We start from the raw sequence: 26220 nt of genomic DNA, 5'->3' as shown, positions 1-26220 counted from the left end.
TATTCAGACATTAAAAGGAAACAACATAGCTACTGACAAGTCGTCGCATCGCATCAATGGCGAAATCAATCACCCGGAAATGCGTTTATCGGGTGTGGACAACGAGCCGCTGGGCATTGTGAGCCTGGCCGAGGCGTTTCGCCTGGCTGAGGAAAAGAACGTCGACCTGGTGGAAATCGCGCCGAACGCGGTTCCACCGGTCTGCCGCCTCATGGATTACGGCAAGTTCAAGTACTCCGAGCAGAAGAAGGCCCACGAAGCCAAGCTGAAGCAGAAGATCATCCAGGTCAAGGAAGTCAAGTTCCGTCCAGGTACGGATGAGGGCGACTACAGCATCAAGCTGCGCAACCTCATCAAGTTCCTCGACGAAGGCGACAAGACCAAGATCACGCTGCGCTTCCGCGGCCGCGAGATGGCCCACCAGGACATCGGCTTCCGCATGCTCGAACGTCTGAAGGGTGACCTGGAGCCGTATGGCCAGGTCGAGCAGTTCCCGAAGATGGAAGGCCGCCAGATGATCATGGTGATTGCTCCGAAAAAGAAGAAATAATTCTCCGATTTGTAGGGTGGGCACTTGTGCCCACGCGTGAACTTCGCACATTGTTGGCTCGGGTTGAGAAAAAGCCCTGCCAACACCGTGCGGGCGTCACGCGTGGGCACGAGTGCCCACCCTACGTCATTTTTGCGGCCCTATGGCAACACGTTTTCCCTCAACCTGTGTTAGAATCTGCGGTTCCTGTTTTTCGAAGCAGGTTGTAGCAGGTCCAACACCTGCTGCAAAACAAGTGAAAGCAGGCATCTAAGCGCAGCACCACGTTGCCACCTGCAATCCTGTTATATGAGGCTGTCCGTCAAAAGGACAGAAGACTATGCCAAAAATGAAAACCAAAAGCAGCGCGAAGAAACGTTTTCGCGTGCGTCCGGGCGGTACTGTGAAATCGGGTATGGCGTTCAAGCGTCACATCCTGACCAAGAAGACCACCAAGAACAAGCGTCAGCTGCGCGGCACCCGTAACATCAATGCGTCGGACGTGACCAGCGTTCTCCGCATGATGCCATCTGCTTAATCTCACACTAAGGAGCTAATATGCCTCGAGTAAAACGTGGGGTTACTGCACGTGCCCGTCATAAGAAAGTACTTGCGCTAGCCAAAGGCTACCGTGGTCGTCGTTCAAAAGTATTCCGTATTGCCAAGCAAGCAGTCATGCGCGCTGGCCAGTACGCATACCGCGACCGCCGCAACAAGAAGCGCGTCTTCCGCGCACTGTGGATCACCCGTATCAACGCGGCATCGCGTTCGCACGGCATGACCTACAGCGCATTCATGAACGGCCTGAAAAAAGCCGCGATTGAACTGGACCGTAAGGTTCTGGCCGACATGGCCGTGCACGACAAGCCGGCTTTCGCCGCGATCGTCGCTGCCGTCCAGGCCAAGCTGGCTGCCTAAGGCATCCGGTTTTGCAAGTTAGCGCTACGGTAACGTAGCGCAAAAAGAGCGGGGCATCGGTGCAGACCTATGCCCCGTTTTTGATTCTGGATTGCTGTGAATTTACCAACGCGTTGCCAAATTGCGACAAATTGCGGACAATTCACGGTGACTCCGTGGCTCCTGCCATCCCCTACAGGAAAAGAACAAAGATGAACTCGCTCGAAGAACTCGTCGTCTCGGCCCAGGCTGACTTTGGCGCCGCGCCCGATGCGGCCGCGCTGGAAAATGCAAAAGCAAAATACCTCGGCAAGACCGGCCAGGTAACCGAACTGATGAAGGGCCTCGGCAAGCTCGACCCCGAGCAGCGCAAGGCGCAGGGCGCCCTGATCAATGCTGCAAAAGTAAAAATCGAAAACGCATTGACTGGTCGCCGCGATGCGCTTGCGAATGCCCAGCTCCAAGAGCGCCTGAACGCCGAAGCGATCGACGTTACCCTGCCGGGCCGCGGCCGCGCCATGGGCGGCATCCACCCGGTGATGCGCACCTGGGAGCGCGTCGAGCAGATCTTCCGTTCGATCGGTTTCGACGTGGCCGACGGCCCCGAAATCGAAACGGACTGGACCAACTTCACCGCCCTGAACAGCCCGGAAAACCACCCGGCGCGGTCGATGCAGGACACCTTCTATATCGAAGGCAATGATTCCACCGGCAAGCCCTTGCTGCTGCGCACCCACACCAGCCCGATGCAGGTGCGTTATGCGCGCACCCACACGCCGCCGATCAAGGTGATCGCGCCGGGCCGCACCTACCGCGTCGACAGCGATGCCACCCACTCGCCGATGTTCCACCAGGTCGAAGGCCTGTGGATCGGCGAAGACATTTCCTTCGCCGACTTGAAGGGCGTCTACCTGAATTTCGTCAAAGCCTTCTTCGAGACCGACGACTTGCAGGTGCGTTTCCGTCCATCCTACTTCCCGTTCACGGAACCGTCGGCCGAGATCGACATCGCTTTCGGTTCGGGGCCATTGAAGGGCCGCTGGCTGGAAGTGTCGGGCGCCGGCCAGGTACACCCGACGGTCGTGCGCAACTTCGGACTCGATCCGGAAAAGTTCATCGGCTTCGCGTTCGGCTCCGGTCTCGAGCGCCTGACGATGCTGCGCTATGGCATCAATGACCTGCGTCTGTTCTACGAGGGCGATCTTCGCTTCCTCAAGCAGTTCGCTTAAACAGACGGTCATTCATCAACCTGAAAAGTCACGCGGTGACGAGGTAAAAGATTATGCAATTCTCCGAAAACTGGCTCCGTTCCATGGTCAACCCATCCATGAGTTCGGATGAGCTGTCCCACCTGCTGACGATGTCCGGCCTCGAAGTCGAAGAAGTCGAACCGGTCGCGCCGCCGTTCTCGAACGTGGTCGTCGCCGAAGTGGTCGAGGTGGCCAAGCATCCGAATGCGGACCGCCTGAACGTCTGCCAGGTGGACGTCGGCAGCGGCACGCTCTTGAACATTGTCTGCGGCGCGCCGAACGTGCGCGCGGGCATGAAGGCGATCTGCGCCCAGGCCGGCGCCGTGCTGCCGCCGGGCGCGGACGGCAAGCCGTTCGAGATCAAGGTCGGTAAACTGCGCGGTGTCGAGTCGCAGGGCATGATGTGTTCGGCCAAGGAATTGAAAATCTCGGAAGAGAGCAGTGGCCTGATGGAATTGCCCGCGGACGCGCCGGTCGGCACCAGCATCCGCGACTACCTCGGCCTGGACGACCTGAAGTTCACCATCAAGCTGACCCCGAACAAGGCCGATTGCCTGTCGGTGCTGGGCGTGGCGCGCGAAGTGTCGGCGCTCACCGGCACCCCGCTGCACCTGCCGACGACGGTGCCGGTGCCGGTCACGATGGACGAGATCCTGCCTGCCAAGATTTCCGCGCCGGACCTGTGCGGCCGCTTCACCGGCCGCGTGATCCGCGGCCTGGATGCACGCGCCGCCACCCCGGACTGGATGAAGCAGCGCCTCGAACGCTCGGGCCAGCGCTCGGTGTCGGCGCTGGTCGACATCTCGAACTATGTGATGCTCGAAGTCGGCCGTCCATCGCACGTGTTCGACATGAACAAGATCCACGGCAGCCTGGACGTGCGCTGGGGCAAGCAGGGCGAAAGCCTCAAGCTCTTGAACGGCAACACGGTCGAGGTCGACGAGTGGGTCGGCGTCATCGCCGACGAGAAGGAAATCGAATCGCTGGCCGGCATCATGGGCGGCGATTCCACCGCGGTCACGCTCGACACGACCGACATCTACCTGGAAGCGGCCTTCTGGTGGCCGAACGCGATCCAGGGCCGTGCGCGCAAATACAATTTCTCGACCGATGCGGCGCACCGCTTCGAGCGCGGCGTCGATTACGCCACCACCGTCGAACACATCGAGCGCATCACCGCGCTGATCCTCGAGATCTGCGGCACCGAGGCGACGAAAGTCGGCCCGATCGACGACCAGGTCGCCAACCTGCCGCAGCGCCAGCCGGTTGTGCTGCGCACGGCGCGCGCGCAAAAGGTCATCGGCGTGCCGATCACCGACGAGATGGTGGCCGACATCTTCACGCGCTTGCACCTGCCGTTCACCCACGAGGCAGGCCAGTTCGCGGTGACGGCGCCATCCTACCGTTTCGACATCGAGATCGAGGAAGACCTGATCGAGGAAGTCGCGCGCGTGTATGGCTTCGAGAACATCCCGGCCAATCCGCCGGTCGCGCCGAGCGCGATGCTGATCGAACCGGAAAACACCCGCTCGCTGTTCGCGATCCGCCACCGCGTGGCCGACCTTGGCTACCAGGAAGTGGTGAACATGAGCTTCGTGGAAAGCGTCTGGGAGCAGGATTTCGCCGACAACGACGCGCCGATCAAGCTGCAGAACCCGATCGCCAGCCAGATGAGCGTGATGCGCTCGACCCTGATCGGCGGCCTGCTGGCCAACGTGCGCTATAACCTGAACCGCAAGGCGGGCCGGGTGCGCGTGTTCGAGATCGGCGCCATCTTCAAGCGCAACGAGGCAATTGCCGACGGTCCGCTGAGCGTGGCCGGCTTCGAGCAGCCGAAACGCGTGGCGGCGATGGCCTACGGCCCGGCGCTGGACGAGCAGTGGGGCGTGCCGAGCCGCGCCGTGGACTACTTCGACGTGAAGGCCGACCTCGAGGCGCTGTTCGCGCCGCGTGTGGTACGCTTCGTCAAGGCTGAGCACCCGGCGCTGCATCCGGGCCGCTGCGCCAACGTCGAGCTCGATGGCCGCACCGTCGGCTTCATCGGCGAGCTGCATCCGCGCTGGTTGCAGAAATACGACCTGCCGCAGGCGCCTGTCCTGTTCGAGGTCGATGCCGATGCGCTGCGCGAACGCACGGTCCCGGTGTATGCCGAGATTTCGAAGTTTCCGGGTGCCACGCGCGACCTCGCGCTGGTGGTCAAACAGGACGTTCCGGCCCAGTCCGTGATCGACACCCTGGCCGCGGCAGGGGCTGCTCATCCCAATGGCAAGATCGTGCAAGCCATTGTTTTATTTGATGAATACCGCGGCAAGGGATTGGAGGTGGACGAAAAATCGCTTGCTTTCCGCCTTAGCTTGCAAGATACTCAATCGACCTTGCAGGACGATGTCGTGGAGGCCGTCATGGCTTGCGTGGCTGAGGCCGCAAGAGAAAAACACAGCGCCAAAATGCGCGGTTAGCACCTGTTCCGGCAGGTTCTAAACAATCCAAAACATGTCCAGATCGAAGGCAGGGCTTCAAAATTAATAACAACGACGTTGATTCGGCCGTATTCCAGGAGGCCCTGGCGGCCGACCTGCATCGTGCAATGCAGGTGGCGCGGGTACGGAAGGAAGCGGAGAAAGACCTGCCGACCCTGACCAAGGCCGAGCTGGCCGAACTGCTCTTCGAGCAGGTCGGCTTGAACAAGCGCGAAGCCAAGGACATGGTTGAGACCTTCTTCGATGAAATCCGTAACGCGCTCGAGCGCGGCGAGGCGGTCAAGCTGTCCGGCTTCGGCAACTTCCAGTTGCGCGACAAGCCGCAGCGGCCGGGCCGCAATCCGAAAACCGGGGAAGAGATCCCGATCACGGCGCGCCGCGTCGTGACTTTCCACGCCAGCCAGAAACTGAAGGGCATGGTTGAAGAAACCAGCCCGGCATCGTCGCTGGCGCGCGCCGCCTGATTGCGCCGTGCCGGCCGCGTCCGCCATTGCCTGTGCCGAGTGCGTTTGCGAAGTGCGTTTGAAAAGTGAATTATGAACGATCGTCCGAACAAGATTGAACTGACCGCGTTGCCGCCGATCCCGGCCAAGCGCTATTTCACGATCGGCGAAGTCAGCGAATTGTGCGGCGTCAAGCCGCACGTATTGCGCTACTGGGAGCAGGAATTTACACAGCTGAAGCCGGTCAAACGCCGAGGTAACCGCCGCTACTACCAGCACCACGAAGTGCTGCTGATCCGGCGCATCCGCGAACTGCTCTACGAACAGGGCTTCACGATCAGCGGCGCCCGTAACAAACTCGACAGCCGTGCCAGCAACCTGGCCGCTGGCATCGAGGAAGTACTGGTCGAGGAAATGCCTGTCGTCGATACGGCCAGATTGCGTGCCGATCTGCTCGACATTATTGCTTTATGCAAGCAGGGCATACCGCAGGCTTAACGTAGCGTTAACGCTGCAGTCGTGCGCTGTTGTAGTAGGGCGCATGAGTGCTAAAATGTTACATGCGGCTTGGATACCAACGCACGACAGCCGGGATGCGCTATCCCGGCACTTTCCTGTGCCAGGAAAATTTAAGGGAAGATAATGATACGCGTTGCCATTTGTGACGATCACCAGATAGTTCGAGCAGGTTTCAAACAGATTTTCTCCTCGTCCGGCGATTTCGAAGTCGTCGCTGAAGGCGCCACCGGCCGCGAGGCACTGGACATTGCCCGTCGCGAAATTTGCGACGTGCTGTTGCTCGACATCGCCATGCCCGACCAGAGCGGGATCGACATTTTGCGTACCATTCGCCAGGGTCAGCCGAACCTGCCGGTCTTGATTCTCTCCGGCTACCCTGCGCAACAGTACGCACTGAACCTGTTCAAGATGGGTGCCAACGGCTACCTGAACAAGGAATGCGATGCCGATGAGCTGAAGACGGCCGTACGGACTGTGTTCCAGGGGCGCCGCTACGTGAGCTCGACCGTCGGCGAACTGCTGGCGCAGAGCTTCGACCGCGATCCGAACACGGCGCTGCATACCGAGCTGTCGGACCGCGAGTTCCAAGTGTTCCTGCGCCTGGCCAAAGGCGCCACCGTGTCCGATATCGGGAATGCGCTGTCGCTGTCGATCAAGACCGTGTCGACCTACCGTACCCGCATCATGGAAAAGATGGGCCTGCAGTCGAACAGCGACCTGACCTACTACGCCATGAAGAACAACCTGCTTGACTAAACCTCGATCCACGCAGGCTTGCGAGCGCCGCCCGGCGCTCGCCCTTTGCCGGCATCTAACAGCCGGCCTGCGGGCTCGGCCGCAAGAGCGTCACCGCGCTAGTCCGCACCGTGCCATACTGTCCCGAGCGACTGTGCACGGCGCCGATCACTGCCGCACATCTGTCTGATCCCACCACCACAGTAAGATTGCCAGGCTGCATTAATGGCCTGTAAGCACTATAATCAGCTCGGTGCGGCAAGTTCCGCGAAAGGAACCCAGCAGATGTATCTCTCCACCGACCCCGTCCCGAAGCGCCCCCGCTCCTTGCCTCTTTATAAGACGCTGCTGTGCTTCGCCTGCGTGGCGATCCTGCTGGCGAACGGCATCAGCCTGTTGCGCAACCTCGATGCGATCAAGGCGGCCAACTCCCTGCAAGACCAGACCACCAGGGTGACCGAGGAATTGCAGCACCTGAACCTGCTCGTCACCGATGCCGAGAGCAGTCTGCGCGGCTATTTCCTCTCCGGTTCGCCGCTCTACCTGGGCACCGTGAACGGGGCGCCGGCCCAGATCGACAGCCAGCTGCGCAAACTCAGTGCGCTGCTGGCCGACAATCCGTCGCAGCAAAAGAACCTGGCCCAGCTGCGCACGCTGGTCGAGCACCAGCTGCAGATGATGAACGAGGCGCTGACGATCTACCGCGATGGCGGCCTGAAGGAAATCCTGACCATCACCGGCGCTCCGTCCGAGGGCGACAGCGACGAGATCCGCCTGCAGGTGGTGATCATGCTGAAAGAACAGAACGAATTGCTGAATGCGCGCAGCGCCGCCTTTTACGACCAGTACCGTCACGCAGTGATCCTGGGGCTGGGCATCAATGCCGCGGCGATTGCCGTGCTCTTGCTGTTCTACCAGCTGGTGCAGCGCAGTTTTGCTGCGCGTGCGCGTGCCGAGGAAGCCTTGCAGGCGGCCAACGAACAACTTGAATCGACGGTTACGCGCCGTACCGAGCAGTTGTCGGTGCTGTCTCGTCACCTGATCCATGTTTCGGAAGAAGAGAAATCGCGCCTCGCACGCGAACTGCACGACGAAATGGGCGCCAACCTGACGGCGATCGGCATGGATCTCGCTACCGTCGGCGAGCAGTTGCGTACCAGCCGCCCCGACCTGGCGGCGATGCTGGGGCGTGCCCGTGCGACCCTGGTCGACACGGTGCAACTCAAGCGCCGCATCGTCGAAGACCTGCGCCCGAGCCTGCTCGACAACCTGGGGCTGAGCGCGGCCCTGCAGAGTTATTGCGAGGATTACGCGCGCATCACAGGGCTCGATTGCGACGTGCTGATCGACGGCGATGTCGATTCCGCCGGGCCGATGCATGCGATCGCGCTGTTCCGCATCGTGCAAGAGTCGCTCAACAACATCGCCAAGTATGCGCGGGCGCGCAGCGTGATCGTGCACCTGGCGCGCGAAGACGACAGCCTGGCGCTGGAGGTGACCGACGATGGCGTCGGCATCGCACCGGATGCGTTGGCACGGTCGAAGTCGCACGGCTTGCTGGGCATGCGCGAGCGCGCGCTGCTGTTGGGCGGGAAACTCGACGTCGAGCGCGGCGTGAACGGGGTGGGCACGTGCGTGCGCGCCCGGATTCCGGCAATTGGGTCCCAGGCGGGCAGCCTGGCGTTGATGCCGCCGGACCCATCGCCGGTCATGCCGGCGGTGGGTAGTGGCGATCTGGGGAAGTGCGCCGCTTGAATGCGCGGGCGGAACATGGAACAACAACGTGATGCGGTGGCGGGTGGAGCCGCCACCCGACGGTATTAGCGCGCCGCGACGTCCATCAGCAGGCGGTCATATTCGGTCTTGGCGACCTTGTAGCATTCGCCCGCATATTCTTCCAGGCCGGCGCGGTCGAGCACCGTGATGTTGCCGCGGCGGTACTGGATCAAGCCTTCGTCCTGCAGCTTGCCGGCCGCTGCGGTGATGCTCTCGCGGCGCACGCCGAGCATGATCGAAATCAGTTCCTGGGTCACTTTCAGCTCGTTGCCTGGCGAACGGTCCAGGCGATCCAGCAGCCAGCGGCACAGCTTTTGCTCGATCGAGCTGTGGCGGCCGCCGACGGCGTTCTGGGCCATCTGGGCGAACAGGGCGTTGGTGTAGCGCATCAGCAGCTGGGGCAGGGCGCCGCCCTTCATGAAGGCGTCGCGCAGGTATTGGGTTTTCAGGCGATAGCCGTAGCCGGCGCTCTGGACCACGGCGCTGCACATGGCGCGTTCACCCATGAACAGCGACACGCCCACCACGCCTTCGTGGCCGACGACGGCGATCTCGGTGGTGGCGCCGTCTTCCATCACATACAGCAGCGACACGATTGAAGTCGTAGGGAAATACACGTATTCCAATTTGCTGCCATACTCAAAGAGTTCCTTGCCGAAAGGCATAGGAACCAGCTCGAGGTGCTCGAACAGGGTTTCCAGGTCCTGGCGGGGAAGGGCGCCCAGCAATTCGTTTTGCTGGGTACCGGAGAAACTGACAACTGGACGGGACGCCGCTTTGATATCGTCTTTGGTCGAAAGGAGCTGGTTGACCGATTGTGCTTTTTGCGTGACACCACCGAGTTGAGCGTTGTTCATTTTCTGTCCTCTTATCTGACTTGCTGCATGGAGTGCGATTACCGAGACTTTCTTGCCACCTGCTAGAAGTTGACAATGTCTTAATCGCGATGTGTGTACGATACGGCTTCCGTCTGTTGGCGAACATAAGACTTGGGGTTGCCCCTGTGTAGGCACTATGCATGGTGTCGTGTCAGCCCAGTCCTACTGGGAAAAATGCTGTAGATCAGGCTTTTTACGGGCTTTTTGTTCAGGTGGCGCAGGGAATTGCCGCATAATGATTGCTCCTGTAACCATATTTCTTCCGGCCCGCGCATGCATGTCCTACTCGTCGAAGACGACGCCGTCCTGGCCGATGGCCTGACCCGTACCCTGCAGGGTCACGGCATTCAGGTCGAACTGGCGACCGACGGCCTGCAAGCCGACGCCCAACTACAGCGCAATCCGCCCCAGGTCGCCGTGCTCGACATCGGCTTGCCCGGCATCGACGGCTACGAGGTCGTGCGCCGCCTGCGCGCGCGCGGCGACACGACGCCGGTGCTACTGCTCACCGCGCGCGACGCCATCGAAGACCGCGTGCGCGGCCTCGAACTCGGCGCCGACGACTACCTCATCAAGCCCTTCGCGACGCCGGAACTGGTGGCGCGCATCCGCGCGCTGGGCCGGCGCAATGCGCCCAAGACCGGCATCCTCGTCCTCGGCAACCTGGTCTTCGATTCCGGCGCACGGCGCGCACGCATCGGCGAGCGCCCACTGGAATTGTCGGCACGCGAATGGGCCGTGCTCGAATACCTGCTGCAGCAGGCGGGGCGGGTGGTGTCCAAACAGCAGATCATCGATACCATCGCGCCCTGGGGCGAAGACCTGACCCTGAACGCGGTCGAAGTCTACGTCTCGCGCCTGCGCATCAAGCTCGAAGGCGCCGGCATCGCCCTGCGCACCATCCGCGGCTTCGGCTACCTCTTGGAAGCCGCCGCGCCCGCCGCCTGAGATGAGCAGTATTTCCAGCATCCGCATCCGCCTGCTCAAGTGGCTGGTCGGCCCGATCCTGGTCGTCAACCTGGGCGCGGCCGCACTGACTTACCTGCTGGCCTGGACCCCGGCCCAGCTTGCCTTCGACGAGGGCTTGCAGGGCGACGCCGCCGCGTTGGCCGCCCGTGTCCGTGTCGGCGGCGCACCCGTGCTGGCGAACGCCCTTGCCGACAGCGGCGCGGGCGAGGCCAGCTGGGCCGCCCTGCACGATGGTCGCGGCAAGCTGCTGGCCGGCACGGCCCAGCTGGAAGGACGGCGGCGCCCAGGCATGCACGATGTGCAGCTGGACGGCGAGCCGGTCCGCGTGGCGGTGGCCGTGGTGCCCGGATCGAACGGTCAGCACCTCAGCTTGGCGCGCACCACGCGCGCGCGCCAGGGGGTGCAAGCCGCCATCGTGCGCTCGCTGGTGCTGCTCGAAGTGCTGTTCAGCCTGGCGCTGGTCGGGCTGGTCTGGTTTTCGGTCGGCAATGGCCTGGCGCCGCTGGCGCGCCTGCGCGCCCGTCTCGATGCGCGCGGCAGCGGCGACCTGGCGCCGCTCGACGACGACGGCATGGCACGCGAACTGGTGCCGGTGGTCGACGCCTTCAACGCCTTGCTGGGCCGCATCGATGCCGGCGCCCGTGCCCAGGACGAGTTCCGCGCGAACGTCGCGCACCAGCTGCGCACGCCGCTGGCCGGGTTGCGCCTGCAACTGGAATGGCTGGCGGCGCGCCACGCGCACGATCCCGATACCCGCCGTTCGGTCGAATTGATGCTGGGCGCGAACGAGCGCATGATCCGCCAGACCAACCAGCTGCTTTCGCTCGAGCGCGCCGAACCGAACCGGTTTGCGCGCGCCCGCCTGGCGCCGCTCGACCTGGCCGAGCTGGTGGCGGGCAGCGTCCAGCATTTCGTCGAGCAGGCGGCGCAGCGCGACATCGATCTCGGTTTCGAACTCGGGGAGGCGCCCGTGCAGGGCGACCGCTTCCTGCTGCGCGACCTGGTCGACAACCTGGTCGACAACGCCTTGCGCTATACCCCGCACGGCGGACGCGTCACCGTCGGGTGCGCCGGGCTGGCCGAAGGCGGCAGCATGCTGCGCGTCGAAGACAACGGCCCCGGCATCCCGGCGCACCTGCGCGAGCAGGTCTTCGAGCGCTTCGTGCGCCTTGACGAAGGCACGCATGGCAGCGGCCTGGGCCTGGCGATCGTGCGTGACATCGCCAATCTGCATGGCGCCGAACTGAGCCTTGCCGACGCGCCCGGCGGCGGCGCAGTATTCACAATTGCATTTCCCTGAGACACAAATCACCCGGTAGCATCTGGTTGTCAGCTTCCCGTCAGCATTTCCTCAGGGTAATGCAAGCTTCGGTCGGTATTATTCTCCACGGCAACTATTCTTTCCGGCGCGGCGATTTCCTACGTGCCCTTCACCTTCGGAACCGACATGAAACCTCAGGCTGGCTTCACGCTCATCGAACTCATGATCACGGTCGCGATCATCGGCATCCTGTCCGCGATCGCGGTGCCGCAATACGGCAGCTATGTGCTGCGCGCGCGCCTGACCGATGCCTATGCCGGCCTTGCAGGCGTGCAGCCGCAGGCGGAACAGCACTGGTCGAACACGAATTCCTACGTCGACTTCAATCGGCTGCCGGCCAATACCGAGAACTTCACCTTTGCCGTGGCCAGCGCCAGCGAGACCGCCTACCTGATCACCGCCACCGGCAAGAATGTCACCAGCAACTTCGTCTTCACGATCGACCAGAACGGCCAGCGCGCCACGACCAAGGTGCCAACCGGCTGGACCGCGAACGCCACCTGCTGGGTGCGCGACAAGAGCGGGAAGTGTAGTCAATGAGGCACTGCGGCCCCACCCGCGGCTTCACCCTGATCGAAGCCATGATCGCGCTGGCCATCCTCGCCATCGTGCTGTCGATCGGCATGCCGCGCATGAACGCCTGGATCTACGCCGGCAAGGTCGCCGCCGCCGGCCAGTTCTATGCCGAAGGCTTCACGCTGGCGCGCAACCAGGCGCTGACCCACAACGGCGCCAGCCGGCTGGTGCTGAGCAAGAATGCGGGCAACGGCCAGTTCGACTGGCGCGTCGACGTCTGCTTCCCGAGCCCGGAGACGCCGTGCAATGACAGCAGCAGCAACTGGTCCACGCCGCTCGCCGCCGCCGGCGCCGACCCCGAAGGCGCCACTGTCGGTTTCAGGTCGGTGGTGCGCGTGGCCGACGCGCTGCCCCCCAGCGGCGAACTGGCGATATCGACCGGCGCGGAGAATGCCCGCGCCGTGTATTTCACGCCGCTCGGCTGGGTCAATCCGGCCATCGGCCCGCGCCTGCAACGCATCGACCTGCAACCGACCACGAAGATGGCTGGCCAGGCGCCGGCCTCCGCGCTGGTGCTGACGCTGGCTGGCATCGCCACCCGCTGCAAGCCCGGCGTCGCCGTTACCGATCCTCAAAGGTGCCCACCATGATCCCGTCACGCCATCTGCCTCATCACCAGCAGGGCGTCGCCCTGCTCGAAGCCCTGCTCGCCGCCGTGCTGCTAGCGATCGGCCTGCTCGGCACCATCGGCCTGCAGGCGCGCGCCTACTCGGCCCTGTCCGATGCCGGCATGCGCTCCGAAGCAACCATCGCCGCCGAGCGCCTGATCGGCGTGATGACGACCGACGCCGGCCACCTGAACGATTATGTGCTGGCCGCCGGCGGCCAGCCGGGCGAGCGCCTGGCGCCGTGGTACAGCGCGACCCGCAAGAACATTCCCGGCGCGACCGTCAGCGTGACCGTCAGCGCCGGCAGCGGCGCCGGCGCGCCCAGCCTGGTGGCGATCACGATCGGCTGGCAACGCAAGGCCGACGCGCCGGCCAACCGCCACGCCGTGCGCGCCTGGATCTAGGAGAGGGCGCATGCGAACCAATCCGCGCACCGGCGGCTTTTCGGTCGTCGAACTGCTGGTCAGCCTGGTCATCGGCCTGCTGGCGCTGGGCTTTGCCACGCGCCTGGTTACCGGGTCCGAGCAGGCCAAGTCGGCGGCCCTGGGCAGCTCGGACTCGATGCAGAACGGGATGCTGGCGATGTTCTCGATCAGCGGCGACGCCCAGCAGGCGGGCTTCGGCCTGAACGACCCGATCCTGCTCGGCTGCGATACCCGGTTCGTCGACAACGAGGGCTTCGTGCTGGCCGACGCGCCGCGCGGCGCCGCCACGGTCAAGCCGCTTGCCGCCGCCATCATCGAGTCCGGCGGCACCGGCTCCGACCGCATCAGCCTGTATTCCGGCAGTTCGCTCAGCGGCACCGGCACCGTACGCATGATCACCAACTACATCGGCGGCACCAACCTCGACCTCGACCGGCAAGCGTACGGCTTCGCGAATGGCGACGTGGTCGTGGTGGCGCCCGAGGACAGGGTCGGCAAGTGCGCGCTGACGCAGGTGTCGGAAGCGCCCGGCACCAAGGCGAAACTGTCGGTGGCCGGCGGTTCGGGCTTGCGCTACGCCACCGGTTCGCTGGGCCGCAACTTCAGTGGCGGCACCACGCGCGTCTTCAACCTGGGTCCGGCGGCCGGGCTGTCGCTGCATACCTGGTCGGTCGCCAACGGCTTCCTGCGGCTGCGCGCGACCGACATGGCCGGCGCCGCCGCCGCGCCGGCGACGGTGGCCGACAACATCGTCTCGATCAAGGCGCAGTACGGCTTCGACACGCGTACCGGCGGCGCCTTCGCGCCCAAGGATGGCCTGCGGGTCGGCAAATGGTCGGCGACGATGATCGATGCCGACGGCGACGGCGAGGTCGGCGGCGCCGGCGACTACGAACACATGGCCGCGCTGCGCATTGCCGTGGTCGCGCGCAGCAAGACACGCGAACGGCCGAACGCGGCCGGCGCCTGCGGCGCCACCGCCGTACTGCCGACCGTGTTCGCCAGCGCCGAGCCCTTCGACGTCACGCCCGTGCCGATCAAGGTCGACGTGGCCGTGGCCGGCGAGGGCGACAGCGAGGGCTGGCGCTGCTACCGCTACCGCGTGTTCGAAACCATCGTGCCGCTGAAGAATGCGTTGTGGAGACCGTGACATGAACCGAGTCCTGAACCGATCGACGACGGCGCGCCGCGCCCAGCGCGGCATCGCGCTGCCCGTGGTGCTGATCATCCTGCTGGTGATGCTCGTCTCCAGCATCTACCTGCTCAAGTCGAGCAATTCGACCACGCTCACGGCCGCCAACCTGGCCTACGATTCGGCCCAGGGCAGGGCGGTCGACGCCGGCCTGCACCAGGGCTTCCAGTGGCTGAGCGATACCGCGAAGAGCAACCGCGCCCTGCTCAACAGCGACTCTTCCGCCAACGGCTACGTTTCCTTCCTGATCGCCGGGCAGAGCACGCGCTCGGACGCGTTCTGGGAAGGCGGGCGCGTGGTCACGGTCAACAACCAGCGCATCGAGTACGTGATCCACCGCATGTGCTCGCGCAACCTGCCGTACGACCACAAGGACAACGCCTGCGTCCAGACCTCGGACAATCCGTCGGCCATGGGCTCGTCGGTCAAGGCCGGCGAGAGCCTGGCCATGGACGCGCCGCGCTTCGCGGCGATCCCGAAAGTGCATTACGTCGTCACCGCCCGCGTCGCCGGCGCGCGCGGTGGCAATGTCGTCAACCAGCTGGTGGTGCAGATCGGCGCCTGATGGCGTCCCGCACAATGAAAATGAAAACACGCATGATGAACCGAGTGCTCGCCGCCATTGCGCCGCTGCTTATTTCCCCGCTACTTTCCCCGCTTTTTTCCCTGCTTCTGGTCCCCGGCGCGCAGGCCGCCCCGACCGCGATCGCCACGCTGCCGCTGCTGAACATCACTGGCACCGGCACGGTCAAGCCGAACCTGATGCTCCTGTACGATAACTCGGGCTCGATGAAGAGCGCCTTTACGCCCGACTACGTCGACGACACCACCAGCTGCCGCGCCAAGGACACGATGGCCAGTTCGCGCGGCTGCCGCATCGGCGACCCGCCCTTCGCCAGCGCCGATTTCAACAAGCAGTATTACAACCCGAAGGTGCGCTACCTGCCGCCGGTCGACGCCGCCGGCAATCCGTTCAAGTCGATGACGAGCGCCGAGACGCTGGAATGGAAATGGGTGCCGACCGACGCTTTCAACGTCGACCGGGTCGACCTGCTCGGCAACGCCGTCGTCGCGACCAATCTAGTGGCCGGCTTCCCCGACCTGCGCTGGTGCGACAGCAGCAACAACTGCGGCTATAACACGGCCGGCTACGCCTATCCGGACGCCACCCACACCGCGGCCCAGTACTTCTTCGCCAATCCGTATTACTACACGATCAACGTCGCCGAATACTGCACCAACGCCACGCTCACCAACTGCAAGGTGACCGCCGTCGGCGCACCGGCGCCAAGCGGCTATCCGGTGGCGGCGCCGGTACGCTGGTGCGACACCCGCGCGTTGACCAATTGCCAGGCCAAGTACGTTGGCAACTACAAGTACCCGCGTTATTCCGACCCCGCCCGCAATCCCGATTTCTACGGCACCATCACGATCGGCGCCTCGAGTTCCGACAGCAGGACGCGCATCAGCCAGGTGCAGGTCGTGACGCCGAGCGGAACCCAGGTGCTGACCAACGGCGAGGTCGTCGCCAACGACGGTACCAACACCGCCACGCGCCAGGCCGCCGCCGCCAACGCGCTGGCGCTGTCGATCGTCGCCAAGAAAAACACCGGCGAGCAGTACACCGCCTGCGTGCGCGTGCCGACGCTGGCCGGCGTGCCGGCCTGCTCCAGCTACGGCATCACCCTCGACACCAACAACGTGGTGGCGGTGGTGCCGATCAACTGTGCGACCGGTGTCAGCAACAAGAGCCAATGCGATCTCGTGACCGACGGCAGCCGCGCCGGCCGCAGCCTGATCGTCTCGGGCGCCACCAACGTGACGGCGCTCCTCACCGTGTCGGGCACGGCGAACAACAACAGCGGCAAGAACCAGGAACTGGGCGGCGTCGCGCTGGGCGGCACCCAGCTGTTCGGCAGCAAACTGCAATTTGGCCGCGGCATCAACGCCGAGGCGGTGGCGGCCGCGATCGCCGGCCAGATCGGCACCAAGAACGCCGTCAGGGCCTATGTCGGCAAAACCACCGAATCGCTCGCCTGCGCCGACGCCGCCAAGAATACGGTCTGCCTCGTCGCCGACAGCCTGTCGCGCGAAGGCCAGAACATCACGCTCGGCACGCTGACCAACAACGCCAACGGCAAGAGTGTCTACCTGAGCTTCACCGCCCAGGCCGCGGTCAGCAACGGCATCCCGACCACGGTGACGCCGCTCGGCGCCTCGGTCTTCGTGCGCACCGACATCGTCGCCAGTCGCGACAGCTATCCGCGCGACGCGGCCCGCGAAGACTGCGCCGGCGCCACCTGCACCTACGACGAAGAGATGACCAACTTCGCCAACTGGTATGCCTATTACAAGACGCGCAACCAGATGATGAAGACGGCCGTCGGCCAGGCCTTCCGGCCGATCGGCGACAACTACAACGTCGGCATCGTCGCGCTGTCGGTGGCCGCCGCCGAAGGCGCCATGACCGGACCGAAGCCGTTCACCGGCGCCGCGCGCAGCAGCTGGTACAGCGCGCTGTACGCGATGACCGGCACCAGCTCGACCCCGATCCGCCAGGCGCTGCATTCGGTTGGCAAGATGTATGCGAACCGCGCGCCGTACAACTACGCGTCGGGCAAGGAGGTGATCCAGTTCCCGTGCCAGCAGAACTTCACCTTCGTCACCACCGACGGCTACTGGAACGGCGCCGCCGCCGCGGACGTGGTCAACAACGACAACAAGGAGAGCGTGGCGCGCTTCTGCTCGCGCGCCACCGGCTGCGTCGACCCCAGCGCGCAGACTGCCAATTCGCTGGCCGACGTCGCCCTGTACTGGTACAACGGCGGCTCGAACGACAAGGTGAGCTCGTTGCGGCCCACGCTCGAGAACTGGGACGCGCCGAACGGCAACGTCGCCGCCGGCGCCGGCGGCAACACGCGCCTGCACATGAACACCTATGCGCTCGGCCTCGGCGTGGACGGTCTCATGACCTATGACAAGGACTACGACAAACAACCCGAGTCGGGCAGCGACTTCCACAAGCTGATCACCGGCGTCGCCAGTGGCTGCCCGTGGAACAACAACGGCCCCTGGATCTGGCCGAACCCGTCCACCGGCGACGATTCCGGCAGCGCGGCCTACCAGTCGCGCGTGGACGACCTGTGGCATGCCGCCATCAACGGCCATGGCAAGTATTTCAGCGCCTCCGATCCGCTGCAGGTGATCGACGGCCTGGGCAAGGCGCTCTCGGACATCGAGGTCACGCTCGGCGCCGCGGCGGCGGCCGCGACCTCGACCCCGAACATCTCGGCCGAAGACAACGACATCTTCGCGGCCACCTTCACCACGGTGCGCTGGTTCGGCGAACTGCAGGGCAAGAAGATCAATCCGGTCGACGGCGTCGTCAACGCGGAGCCAGAGTGGACCTCGTCGAAAACGCTCGGCAAGAAGGTCGCTGCCGCCGCCGATAGCCGCACCATCCTGATGTTTGATTCGGCCGCGCGTGTCCTCAAGAACTTCAAGTTCGACGAGATGACCGCTGCCGAGCAGGCCTGGTTCGACGACAAATGCGCGCAGCTGGCGCAGTGCGTGACCCTGACCGCCCTCGATCGCGCCAAGGTCAACGACGGCGCCAACATCGTCAACTGGTTGCGCGGCCAGCAGCAGCACGCTGACGACAAGCTGCTGCGCGCCTACACCATGACCGACGCCAGCAAGGGCGGCCCAGCGGTGCCCTTGCCGCTGGTGCTGGGCGACGTCGCCTCGTCCAAGCCCGCTTACCTGCGCGACCCGCGCAAGGCCTACCCGGACCGGGACTATCTCGACTTCAGGACCGCCAATGCAGGCCGCAAGGCGACCGTGTTCGTGGGCGCCAACGACGGCATGCTGCATGCGTTCGATGCCGCCGACGGCGACGAACTCTGGGCCTATGCGCCGCGCATCACCATGAAAAAACTGTACCGGCAGGCCAGCACCACCTATGCCAGCAGCCACCAGTTCACGGTCGACGGCTCGCCCGAAGTGGCGGACGTGAAGATCGGCGGCGCGTGGCGCTCGGTGCTGGTGGGCGGCCTGAATGCAGGCGGGCGCGGCTACTATGCGCTCGACGTCACCGACCCGGCCGCGCCCAAGGCGCTGTGGGAACTGTGCGCCGACGCGGCCGTGTGCAGCGGCGTCAACTTCGACGCCGACATCGGCCTCTCCTTTGGCAATCCGCAGTTCGGCACCTGGAAGGATGGCAGCGGCGTCGAGCGCTGGGTGGTGTTCCTGACCTCGGGCTACAACAACATCAAGGGCACCGACGAGATCGACAACGGCAGCGGCGAAGGCTACCTGTACGTGGTCGACGTGGCCACCGGCGCGGTGCTCTCGAAGACCAGCACCGGCCGCGTGTACGAGGGCAGCGGCACCGGCACCAAGGACGTCACCGCGACCACGCCTTCGGGCCTGGCGCGCATCACGGCGATCAGCGCCAACCCGAACACCGATCCGCTGGTGACCTACATCTACGGCGGCGACAACCTGGGCCGCATGTGGCGCTTCGACTTCACCGCCGGCGGCGCACCGAAGCTTCTGAAGATGGGCGACGCCGGCAGCAGCCGTCCGGTGACGACGCGCCCCGACGTGACCCAGTGCCGTCCGAGCGGCAACGCCGCTACCGGGACCGAGACGGGTGAACTGAAGCGCGTGGTCGCCTTCGGCACCGGGCGCCTGCTGGCGATCGAAGACATCGGCAACCTGGCGACCCAGAGCGCCTATGTCCTGGTCGACAAGGGCCAGACGATTCCGGACCTGCGCGCGACCTCGAGCATGGCGCAGCAGAAGCTGAGCCGGATTGCAAAGACGTCGATCTATACGATCAACGGCGTCAAGGTCGATCTCGCGACCCAGAACGGCTGGTTCATCGACTTCGACCAGAACGCCGGCGAGCGCGTCAACCTCGACCCGAAGATCGTCGCCGGTTCGCTCAACGTCGTCACCAACATGCCGAGCAGCTCATCGGCCTGCGAAGTCGGCGGCACCAGCAACGTCTACCAGGTCAATGTCTGCACCGGCGAACCGCTGGTGGCGGTCGATACCGACGATACCGACGGCGTCAAGATGATGATGGTGGCAGGACAGGCACTGTCGAACACTGCGGCGGCGGTCGGCTCGATCGTGATCAGCCTGCCGTCGGGTGAACTCAAGCAGATCACCACGAATGCCGACGGCACCATGATCACGACCCAGGTGGCGGCCGCCAATTCGGAGGGCGCCTCGCGCGCTGGCTGGCGCCGGGTGCGCGAATAACTTGTACCCATAGGTAAGCTCTCCAGGCGCGGCTGCTTCAATGCAGCCGCGCTTTTGCTTTGGCGCGCTACATTCTCTTCACACGATGCGCCCCGGAATCGGTAAAATCGAGGGTTTTCTTTATCTGGGCCAATGGGGCTCGACTATGTCCAACGATCCTGACATCCTCGCCGCAAGCGTCCCTGGCGACGACACGCCCGACGCTGCTACCAGCACGCCTGTATCCACAACCGCCGCCGCCGCAATCACGCGCGAAGTGGAACGCCGCCGCACCTTCGGCATCATTTCCCACCCCGACGCCGGTAAAACCACGCTGACCGAGAAGCTGCTGCTGTTCTCGGGCGCGATCCAGCTCGCCGGTACCGTCAAGGGCCGCAAGAGCGGCCGCCATGCCACCTCCGACTGGATGGACATCGAGAAGCAGCGCGGCATTTCGGTCGCCTCCTCGGTGATGCAGTTCGAGTTCCGCGACCACGTGATCAACCTGCTCGATACGCCGGGCCACCAGGATTTCTCGGAAGATACCTACCGCGTGCTGACCGCGGTCGACTCGGCGCTGATGGTGATCGACGCCGCCAAGGGTGTGGAAGCGCAGACGATCAAGCTGCTCGACGTCTGCCGCATGCGCAACACGCCGATCGTCACCTTCATGAACAAGCTCGACCGCGAAACGCGCGACCCGCTCGAACTGCTCGACGAGCTGGAATCGGTGCTGAAGATCGAATGCGCGCCGGTGACCTGGCCGATCGGCATGGGCAAGAACTTCCGCGGCGTCTACCACCTGCTGCGCGACGAGATCATGCTGTTCAAGGCCGGCGAAGAGAAAGCCGACGGCGCTTTCGAGATCCTCAAGGGCATCGACAACCCGAAGCTGGCCGCGATGTTCCCGCTCGAGATCGAGCAGCTGAAAATGGAAGTCGAGCTGGTGCACGGCGCCAGCCACCCGTTCGACCTCGAGCGCTTCCTGGCCGGCATCCAGACGCCGGTGTTCTTCGGTTCGGCGATCAACAACTTCGGCGTGCGCGAGATCCTGTCGGCGCTGGTCGACTGGGCCCCGGGTCCGCGCGAGCGCGACGCCACGGTGCGCGCCGTCGAGCCGGCCGAGCCGAAGTTCTCGGGCTTCGTCTTCAAGATCCAGGCTAACATGGACCCGGCCCACCGCGACCGCATCGCTTTCCTGCGCGTGTGTTCGGGGCGCTTCGAGAAGGGCATGAAGGTCAAGCACCTGCGGCTGGGCAGAGAAGTGAAATTGTCGTCGGTGGTGACCTTCATGGCTTCCTCGCGCGAGCAGGTCGAGGAAGCCTACGCGGGCGACATCATCGGCTTGCCGAACCACGGCAACATGCAGATCGGCGACAGCTTCAGCGAAGGCGAGATGCTGACCTTCACCGGCATCCCGTACTTCGCGCCGGACCTGTTCCGCACGGTGCGCATCCGGAATCCGCTGAAAATGAAGCAGCTGCACAAGGGTTTACAGCAGCTGGGTGAGGAGGGCGCGGTGCAGGTGTTCAAGCCGGTGCTCGGTTCCGACCTGATCCTGGGCGCGGTCGGCGTGCTCCAGTTCGAAGTGGTGGCGAGCCGCCTGTTGAACGAATACGGCGTCGATGCCGTGTTCGAGGGTTCCAGCATCAGCAGCGCGCGCTGGGTGTCGAGCGACGACAAGAAGTCGCTGGCCGACTTCGAGACGCAGCTCGGCCACAACGTCGCCTACGATGCGGCCGGCAACCTGGCCTACCTGGCCACCTCGGGCGTGAACCTGCGCCTGACCCAGGAGCGCTGGCCGAAGCTGACCTTCCACGCGACGCGCGAGCACGCGGCCAAGCTGGGCTAAAAACGTTCACTGTGGCGGCAACTTCGCCGCCGGTGCCAGAAAGGACTCATGGTAAAACGTGGGTCCTTTTTTATTGGCGCTGTCACCGTTCGCTGTGGATGGGTCCGATCGCCAGGCGCAACAATTGACCTGCAGAAGTCACTTTGCCGCCATCGAGCGCCCGCCGCCAGCCCAAGTAATTCGGCAGGTAGCGCGACGCGATGCCGTGGAACCGCGCCAGCCATTCACGCAAGCGGCGGTGATAGGCATTCACATTCTGAACGTGGATAGCGCCCGCGGCCTCGCGCCGGATGCGTTCGCCGGCGCGCAGATTGACGGCCTGGTGCGCAATGCCGTGCGCACGTGCGAAGGCGCGGTAGGCCGCATGCGCGTCGGTGACCAGCAGCACTTGCCGGTCGAGGTAAGGCAGCAAATGGCGTTCGAGCTGCGCCTTGTTCAGGGCGCCGCGCCCGGTGGCGGCGTCGATTGTCCGGCCGCTGCGGTCGCGCGCCACCAGGATGCAGTCGAGCTCGCGCGAGATGCCGCGCCTGCCCGCTGCGCCGCCGCGCTTGCGCGGTGCCCGGTCGAGCTTGCGCGACCCTTTCTGTGATTCGAGCAGGAACATTTCGTCGGCCTCGGCGATGCCGTTCAGGCACACGGGCCGGTCGTCCTTGACCCGCTCGAGAAAACGGTGGCGACATCTGAATGCGGTATTGCGGTGCACTTGCAGCTGCTCTGCCGCTGCACGCACCGGGCGCGACGCGAGCAGCGCAGAGAGGTAGTCCAGCCATTTGGTGCGCAGCCGCAGCCTTGCCAGCGGCGTGCCGGTGAGGTCGTTGAAGGTGCGCCGGCACTGGCGGCAGCGATAACGCTGCAGGCCGTTCGCGTGGCCATGACGGTGCCAGCCGGAACAGCAGCAATGCGGGCAGCGGCGCACGGGGCCGCGCACTTGGTCGATCAGCGCGAGCAGCTGGTGCAGCCCGGCCGCCGGCCGCAAGGCCTCAAGTACCCGTAGCCGCTGCGGCTGATTCAGTGTCGGTAAAGCCGCGAACCACTTCTTGAACCCTGGCGCTTTCATGGCAGATCCCTATCGATGGCGATACGGGTTCGACCACGAAACAGCTCAGCAGTTCAATCCTCATCCATAGCGAACGGTGACAGCGACTTTTTATTCTCCCATTGGGAAGATTAAATTGCTATTTAATAGCAATAAAAAGTTCCAAATCAAGTTTACATGTTGCTCATTAGTGGCATATAGTTGTTCTGACAAGTCGAACAACTTTACTGGAGCACTGGAGCATGAAGCTGCCGCAGCGCCGTTATCTCGTCATTCTCCTTGCCGGATTGTCTGCCCCGGCCCTGGCCCAGCAAACCGCTGACGGTGCCATTGCCCGGGTCGACGTCAAGGGAGCGGCCTACGATCCGCGCCGCGACGATACGGCCTCGAAATTCTTGATTGGCCGCGAAGAGATCGAACGCCATGGCGACGCCAGCGTGTTCGATGTCTTCAAGCGCATCCCGGGCGTGACGGTCACCACGGGTTCCGGCCGCAGTATGGAAGTGCGCATGCGCGGGCTGGGCGGCGGCTATACCCAGGTGCTGGTGAACGGCGTGCGCGCCCCGGCCGGCTTCACGCTCGACAGCCTGCCACCCGAAATGATCGAGCGCATCGAAGTGCTGCGCACGGCCACGGCCGAATTCTCGACCGAGTCGGTGGCCGGCACCATCAACCTCGTGCTGCGCAAGAAGGTGCGCAAGCGCGAGCGCGAGGCCAAGCTCGGCTACCTGCTGTCGGAAGACTTCCGCGGGCCGACCTTCAGCACCCAGCTGGCCGACCGCGGCGAGCGTTCGTCCTGGTCGTTCGTGGCCAGCGGCAACCACGATGGCCTGTCCCGCACCTGGACCGGCTACCAGCTCAATACCCGGCCCGACGGCGTGGTCGACCTGGACCGGGCCACGGCGACCGGGGAAAACGGCCGCATGAATCGTCTCAACCTCGCGCCCCAGTTCAAGTGGACGCTGGAGAACGGCGACAGCCTCGAATGGGAAAGCCTGGTCAACGGCAGCAGCTTCCGCAACGCGGCCGACGGGCTGGTCACGACCTCGATCGGCAGCGCGCCGCCGGTTCCCGACCTGCACACCTACGGCAAGTTCGACGACCGCATGCTCAAGTCCGACCTGCGCTGGAGCCGGGCGCTGGCCTCCGGCGCCAAGTTCGAGACCAAACTCGGCGTCGAGCGCACACGCGCACAGACGCTGGTGCGGCGCACCGGGTTCGATGCGGCGGGACGCCTGGCGACGCATGGCAGCGTCGGCACCGGGACGCGTGCCAAGGGCGCGACCAGCACCGGCAAGTTCGCGCGCCAGGCGGGCGCCCGGCACGTGCTGGCCATCGGCTGGGATGCCGGCTTCAACGAGAGCCAGGACCTGCGCACCGAGCGCGACGCGGTACGGGTGCTGCCGCCGGGCCAGCCGGAGGTCGAGACCTTCGCCGCGCGCGTGCTGCGCGCCGCCGCCTACGCGCAGGACGAATGGACAGTGACGCCACGCTGGTCCGTGTATCTCGGCGCGCGCTGGGAAGGCGTGCGCACCCACGTCAACGGCAATACCATCGCGCCAACCCGGGTGCGGTCGAGTGTCCTCAGCCCGATCGTGCAGTCATTGTGGAAGCTGGCGGATGAAAAAGGCGAACAGACCGGCCACCAGTTCCGCCTCGCCGTCAGCCGCACCTACAAGGCGCCCGACCTGTACAGCCTGGTGCCGCGGCGCGCGGAATGGGAGAACAACAGTCCGACCGAAGCCGACTACCAGGGCAATCCGGCCTTGAAGCCGGAACTGGCCTGGGGCGTCGACGCGGCATGGGAGCATTACTGGGCGCAAGGCGCGATGGTCTCGGCCAGCACAGCGCTGCGGCGCATCGACAACTACACCAGCAACCGCATCTATTTCGACGGCCTGCGCTGGATTTACACGCCCTTCAACGAGGACCGCGCGCTCATGCGCAGCCTCGATCTGGAGACCAAATTCCCGCTGTCGGCGCTCGGCGATGGCTTGCCGGCGATCGACCTGCGCGCCAGCGTCAGCCGCAACTGGTCGCGCGTAGCCTCGGTGCCCGGCCCGCATAACCGCGCTGAGCAGCAGACGCCGCTCAGCGCGAACCTCGGGATCGACTATCAGAAAGGGGCGCTGTCGGCCGGCGCCAGCCTGGCGCACCGGCGCGGCGGCCCGGTGCGGGTGGCGGCCAACCGCGGCTTCTATTCGCATGCGCGCACCGACCTCGAGACCTATGCGGTCTGGAAGTTCACGCTGAAGCTGCAGCTGCGCGTGGCCCTGTCGAACCTGCTCGGCGAGGACAACTTCTTCGAGCCGAGTTACAGCGATCCGGCGGGCGGCATCGAGAAGCGCGGCTGGCTTTATCCGGAGGGTGTCAAACTGCGCACCACGCTCGAAATGACGCTCTAGGACGCGGGCGCAGCGTCAACCGATGCGGTCTCGATGCCGGTGACGACCTGGTTGGCCACGCTGCCGTCAACCCCGGTGACGCGCAGCTGCACCGGCAGCCAATTGCGCTGCGGCGCCAGCCAGACTTCGATGCGCGCTTCGCCGGGTTCGGCCAGCTGCGCCAGGTGCACGGTGGCCAGTGCGCCGGCAGGGGTATCCAGCGCTTCCTTGCCGACGACCTGCCAGCGCGCGATGCGCGCGCCGCCGGGGCCGGCGACCACGATCTCGACCACGTCCTGCAGCTGGTCCGGATCGGCCAGGCCCATGCCGGCCAGTTGCAGCAGTACCGAGGCGCGGTCCTGGCTGCCCAGCTGCAGCGGCGAACTGGCGGCGCCGTGTTCGATGCGCTGCGCTTCGCGGTCGAAGCGCGTGGTCTGCGCGCTGGCGGCCAGCTCCTGGCTTGCCTGGCTGGGGGCGATGCCGGCGTCGTCCTCGCCGCCTTCGCTGCGCAGGCTGCCCAGCACGCCGTCGAGGCGCAGGCGGTAGGCGCCGCCGCTCTTTTCCCAGACCAAGCTGGCGCTGTCGCGGGCGAGGCCCGGCTGGCCGGGTGCGCTGCGCGTGACCGCGTAGGACAGGCGCGCCGAAGGCGGCGGGCGGACCTGGTAGCGGCCGGGCATCGGCATCGCTGCAATGCCAGCGGGACCGGCCGGCGCTGGCAATGGCGCTTCCGGGGCGCTATCCTCGACAGGCGTGCGCGGGTGCACGGCAACCGGCGTCGGCGGCAGCTCGGTCGGCGCTTCGGTGGGCGCCGCCGTGGGTGCCGATGCAGGCGCTTCCGGCGTCGGCTGCATATCCGCCGGCGGGGCGGCCGCGTGCGTGGCGGCGAGGCGCAGCGCCAGCGGCGTGCCGATCTCCGGCGGCGCAGGAGAACGGACCAGGGTGTCGATCAGGGCCAGTGCGAGCAGGTGCAACAGCAGGGAAAGCCCGACCCACGCCGCCAGGCGCCGGTGCCGGGCCAGGTGGACGGCAATGTTCATGGCGCTAGTGTACCGACCTGTCTGCAATTGTCCACCCACGGGACGGTGTTGATTTAGCGCAAG

The 26220-nt window shown here is 64.9% G+C and carries 22 protein-coding genes; 19 read left to right on the top strand and 3 right to left on the bottom strand.

Annotated elements, in window-relative coordinates; genetic code table 11:
* Nucleotide 1: 1 nt before the first annotated feature.
* The 9 genes from infC to IFT60_RS11600 all read left to right on the top strand — a co-directional run bounded on the left by infC (nt 2) and on the right by IFT60_RS11600 (nt 8608).
* Nucleotides 2-550, top strand: a complete 549-nt coding sequence (infC, locus tag IFT60_RS11640; RefSeq protein WP_374000786.1) for a translation initiation factor IF-3 — start codon at nt 2-4, stop codon at nt 548-550.
* A 319-nt stretch (nt 551-869) separates the two neighbouring features.
* The gene (gene rpmI / locus IFT60_RS11635) at nt 870-1067 is read left to right on the top strand and encodes a 50S ribosomal protein L35 (protein WP_057262756.1); all 198 of its coding nucleotides are present in this window, start codon (nt 870-872) and stop codon (nt 1065-1067) included.
* A gap of 20 nt (nt 1068-1087) precedes the next feature.
* Nucleotides 1088-1447, top strand: coding sequence for a 50S ribosomal protein L20 (gene rplT, locus IFT60_RS11630; protein ID WP_192052139.1), 360 nt, complete (start codon nt 1088-1090; stop codon nt 1445-1447).
* Between the two features lie 191 nt (nt 1448-1638).
* Nucleotides 1639-2655: a phenylalanine--tRNA ligase subunit alpha gene (gene pheS / locus IFT60_RS11625; RefSeq protein WP_192052138.1), complete on the top strand. Its 1017-nt coding sequence runs from the start codon at nt 1639-1641 to the stop codon at nt 2653-2655.
* A gap of 53 nt (nt 2656-2708) precedes the next feature.
* Nucleotides 2709-5135, top strand: coding sequence for a phenylalanine--tRNA ligase subunit beta (gene pheT, locus IFT60_RS11620; RefSeq protein ID WP_192052137.1), 2427 nt, complete (start codon nt 2709-2711; stop codon nt 5133-5135).
* A 128-nt stretch (nt 5136-5263) separates the two neighbouring features.
* Complete coding sequence (locus tag IFT60_RS11615; protein WP_192052136.1) at nt 5264-5620, top strand: integration host factor subunit alpha; 357 nt, start codon at nt 5264-5266, stop codon at nt 5618-5620.
* A gap of 72 nt (nt 5621-5692) precedes the next feature.
* Entirely contained in the window at nt 5693-6097 is a 405-nt protein-coding gene (locus IFT60_RS11610) for a MerR family transcriptional regulator (protein WP_192052135.1), read from the top strand.
* A gap of 144 nt (nt 6098-6241) precedes the next feature.
* Nucleotides 6242-6874, top strand: coding sequence for a response regulator (locus tag IFT60_RS11605; protein ID WP_056334485.1), 633 nt, complete (start codon nt 6242-6244; stop codon nt 6872-6874).
* A gap of 264 nt (nt 6875-7138) precedes the next feature.
* A complete protein-coding gene (locus IFT60_RS11600) occupies nt 7139-8608 on the top strand; it encodes a CHASE3 domain-containing protein (protein WP_192052134.1) in 1470 nt (489 codons plus the stop codon).
* 65 nt (nt 8609-8673) lie between these two features.
* Here the strand turns inward: IFT60_RS11600 and IFT60_RS11595 are convergent, their stop codons facing one another.
* Nucleotides 8674-9486: a Crp/Fnr family transcriptional regulator gene (locus tag IFT60_RS11595; protein WP_192052133.1), complete on the bottom strand. Its 813-nt coding sequence runs from the start codon at nt 9484-9486 to the stop codon at nt 8674-8676.
* Between the two features lie 294 nt (nt 9487-9780).
* Between IFT60_RS11595 and IFT60_RS11590 the strand changes: the two genes are divergently transcribed.
* The 9 genes from IFT60_RS11590 to IFT60_RS11550 all read left to right on the top strand — a co-directional run bounded on the left by IFT60_RS11590 (nt 9781) and on the right by IFT60_RS11550 (nt 21700).
* Nucleotides 9781-10455 carry a response regulator transcription factor gene (locus tag IFT60_RS11590; RefSeq protein ID WP_192052132.1) on the top strand — a complete coding sequence of 225 codons (675 nt, stop codon included), beginning with the start codon at nt 9781-9783 and terminating at the stop codon, nt 10453-10455.
* Between the two features lies 1 nt (nt 10456).
* Nucleotides 10457-11776 (top strand): sensor histidine kinase, encoded by a 1320-nt coding sequence (locus IFT60_RS11585; protein WP_197986299.1) that lies wholly within the window; start codon nt 10457-10459, stop codon nt 11774-11776.
* A gap of 147 nt (nt 11777-11923) precedes the next feature.
* On the top strand, nt 11924-12337 hold the full coding sequence (locus tag IFT60_RS11580) for a type IV pilin protein (RefSeq protein WP_192052131.1): 414 nt from the start codon (nt 11924-11926) through the stop codon (nt 12335-12337).
* On the top strand, nt 12334-12963 hold the full coding sequence (locus IFT60_RS11575; protein ID WP_192052130.1) for a pilus assembly FimT family protein: 630 nt from the start codon (nt 12334-12336) through the stop codon (nt 12961-12963). Before IFT60_RS11580 ends, IFT60_RS11575 begins: the two co-directional genes overlap by 4 nt.
* Nucleotides 12960-13385 carry a PilV family protein gene (locus IFT60_RS11570; protein WP_192052129.1) on the top strand — a complete coding sequence of 142 codons (426 nt, stop codon included), beginning with the start codon at nt 12960-12962 and terminating at the stop codon, nt 13383-13385. The genes IFT60_RS11575 and IFT60_RS11570 overlap by 4 nt, the downstream gene beginning before the upstream one ends.
* Nucleotides 13386-13395: 10 nt before the next feature.
* Entirely contained in the window at nt 13396-14556 is a 1161-nt protein-coding gene (locus tag IFT60_RS11565) for a PilW family protein (protein ID WP_192052128.1), read from the top strand.
* A gap of 1 nt (nt 14557) precedes the next feature.
* Nucleotides 14558-15163 (top strand): pilus assembly PilX family protein, encoded by a 606-nt coding sequence (locus IFT60_RS11560; RefSeq protein ID WP_192052127.1) that lies wholly within the window; start codon nt 14558-14560, stop codon nt 15161-15163.
* 32 nt (nt 15164-15195) lie between these two features.
* Entirely contained in the window at nt 15196-19869 is a 4674-nt protein-coding gene (locus tag IFT60_RS11555; protein ID WP_229510818.1) for a pilus assembly protein, read from the top strand.
* Between the two features lie 145 nt (nt 19870-20014).
* A complete protein-coding gene (locus IFT60_RS11550; RefSeq protein ID WP_192052126.1) occupies nt 20015-21700 on the top strand; it encodes a peptide chain release factor 3 in 1686 nt (561 codons plus the stop codon).
* Nucleotides 21701-21782: 82 nt separating this feature from the next.
* Here the strand turns inward: IFT60_RS11550 and IFT60_RS11545 are convergent, their stop codons facing one another.
* Nucleotides 21783-22757, bottom strand: coding sequence for an IS1595 family transposase (locus IFT60_RS11545; RefSeq protein ID WP_192052125.1), 975 nt, complete (start codon nt 22755-22757; stop codon nt 21783-21785).
* Between the two features lie 221 nt (nt 22758-22978).
* Between IFT60_RS11545 and IFT60_RS11540 the strand changes: the two genes are divergently transcribed.
* Nucleotides 22979-25141, top strand: a complete 2163-nt coding sequence (locus IFT60_RS11540) for a TonB-dependent receptor plug domain-containing protein (RefSeq protein ID WP_192052124.1) — start codon at nt 22979-22981, stop codon at nt 25139-25141.
* On the opposite strand, the gene IFT60_RS11535 is transcribed toward IFT60_RS11540, so the two are convergent.
* Nucleotides 25138-26157 (bottom strand): DUF3108 domain-containing protein, encoded by a 1020-nt coding sequence (locus IFT60_RS11535; protein WP_192052123.1) that lies wholly within the window; start codon nt 26155-26157, stop codon nt 25138-25140. The genes IFT60_RS11540 and IFT60_RS11535 overlap by 4 nt on opposite strands.
* Nucleotides 26158-26220: the final 63 nt, after the last annotated feature.

The organism is Massilia sp. CFBP 13721 (assembly GCF_014842025.1).
GTDB lineage: Bacteria > Pseudomonadota > Gammaproteobacteria > Burkholderiales > Burkholderiaceae_D > Telluria.
The sequence above is the reverse complement of the archived record's forward strand: the minus strand, read 5'-3'. Positions and strand labels throughout refer to the sequence as shown.

Excerpts from the sequence above, each read along its gene's own strand:
- IFT60_RS11615 (WP_192052136.1), top strand. The coding sequence starts at position 5,264 with ATGCAGGTGGCGCGGGTACGGAAGGAAGCGGAGAAAGACCTGCCGACC.
- IFT60_RS11560 (WP_192052127.1), top strand. The coding sequence starts at position 14,558 with ATGAACCGAGTCCTGAACCGATCGACGACGGCGCGCCGCGCCCAGCGC.
- IFT60_RS11590 (WP_192052132.1), top strand. The coding sequence starts at position 9,781 with ATGCATGTCCTACTCGTCGAAGACGACGCCGTCCTGGCCGATGGCCTG.
- rplT (WP_192052139.1), top strand. The coding sequence starts at position 1,088 with ATGCCTCGAGTAAAACGTGGGGTTACTGCACGTGCCCGTCATAAGAAA.
- IFT60_RS11550 (WP_192052126.1), top strand. The coding sequence starts at position 20,015 with ATGTCCAACGATCCTGACATCCTCGCCGCAAGCGTCCCTGGCGACGAC.
- IFT60_RS11580 (WP_192052131.1), top strand. The coding sequence starts at position 11,924 with ATGAAACCTCAGGCTGGCTTCACGCTCATCGAACTCATGATCACGGTC.
- IFT60_RS11575 (WP_192052130.1), top strand. The coding sequence starts at position 12,334 with ATGAGGCACTGCGGCCCCACCCGCGGCTTCACCCTGATCGAAGCCATG.
- IFT60_RS11610 (WP_192052135.1), top strand. The coding sequence starts at position 5,693 with ATGAACGATCGTCCGAACAAGATTGAACTGACCGCGTTGCCGCCGATC.
- pheT (WP_192052137.1), top strand. The coding sequence starts at position 2,709 with ATGCAATTCTCCGAAAACTGGCTCCGTTCCATGGTCAACCCATCCATG.
- IFT60_RS11565 (WP_192052128.1), top strand. The coding sequence starts at position 13,396 with ATGCGAACCAATCCGCGCACCGGCGGCTTTTCGGTCGTCGAACTGCTG.
- IFT60_RS11585 (WP_197986299.1), top strand. The coding sequence starts at position 10,457 with ATGAGCAGTATTTCCAGCATCCGCATCCGCCTGCTCAAGTGGCTGGTC.
- IFT60_RS11605 (WP_056334485.1), top strand. The coding sequence starts at position 6,242 with ATGATACGCGTTGCCATTTGTGACGATCACCAGATAGTTCGAGCAGGT.
- rpmI (WP_057262756.1), top strand. The coding sequence starts at position 870 with ATGCCAAAAATGAAAACCAAAAGCAGCGCGAAGAAACGTTTTCGCGTG.
- IFT60_RS11595 (WP_192052133.1), bottom strand. The coding sequence starts at position 9,486 with ATGAACAACGCTCAACTCGGTGGTGTCACGCAAAAAGCACAATCGGTC.
- pheS (WP_192052138.1), top strand. The coding sequence starts at position 1,639 with ATGAACTCGCTCGAAGAACTCGTCGTCTCGGCCCAGGCTGACTTTGGC.
- IFT60_RS11545 (WP_192052125.1), bottom strand. The coding sequence starts at position 22,757 with ATGAAAGCGCCAGGGTTCAAGAAGTGGTTCGCGGCTTTACCGACACTG.
- IFT60_RS11555 (WP_229510818.1), top strand. The coding sequence starts at position 15,196 with ATGATGAACCGAGTGCTCGCCGCCATTGCGCCGCTGCTTATTTCCCCG.
- IFT60_RS11540 (WP_192052124.1), top strand. The coding sequence starts at position 22,979 with ATGAAGCTGCCGCAGCGCCGTTATCTCGTCATTCTCCTTGCCGGATTG.
- IFT60_RS11535 (WP_192052123.1), bottom strand. The coding sequence starts at position 26,157 with ATGAACATTGCCGTCCACCTGGCCCGGCACCGGCGCCTGGCGGCGTGG.
- IFT60_RS11570 (WP_192052129.1), top strand. The coding sequence starts at position 12,960 with ATGATCCCGTCACGCCATCTGCCTCATCACCAGCAGGGCGTCGCCCTG.
- IFT60_RS11600 (WP_192052134.1), top strand. The coding sequence starts at position 7,139 with ATGTATCTCTCCACCGACCCCGTCCCGAAGCGCCCCCGCTCCTTGCCT.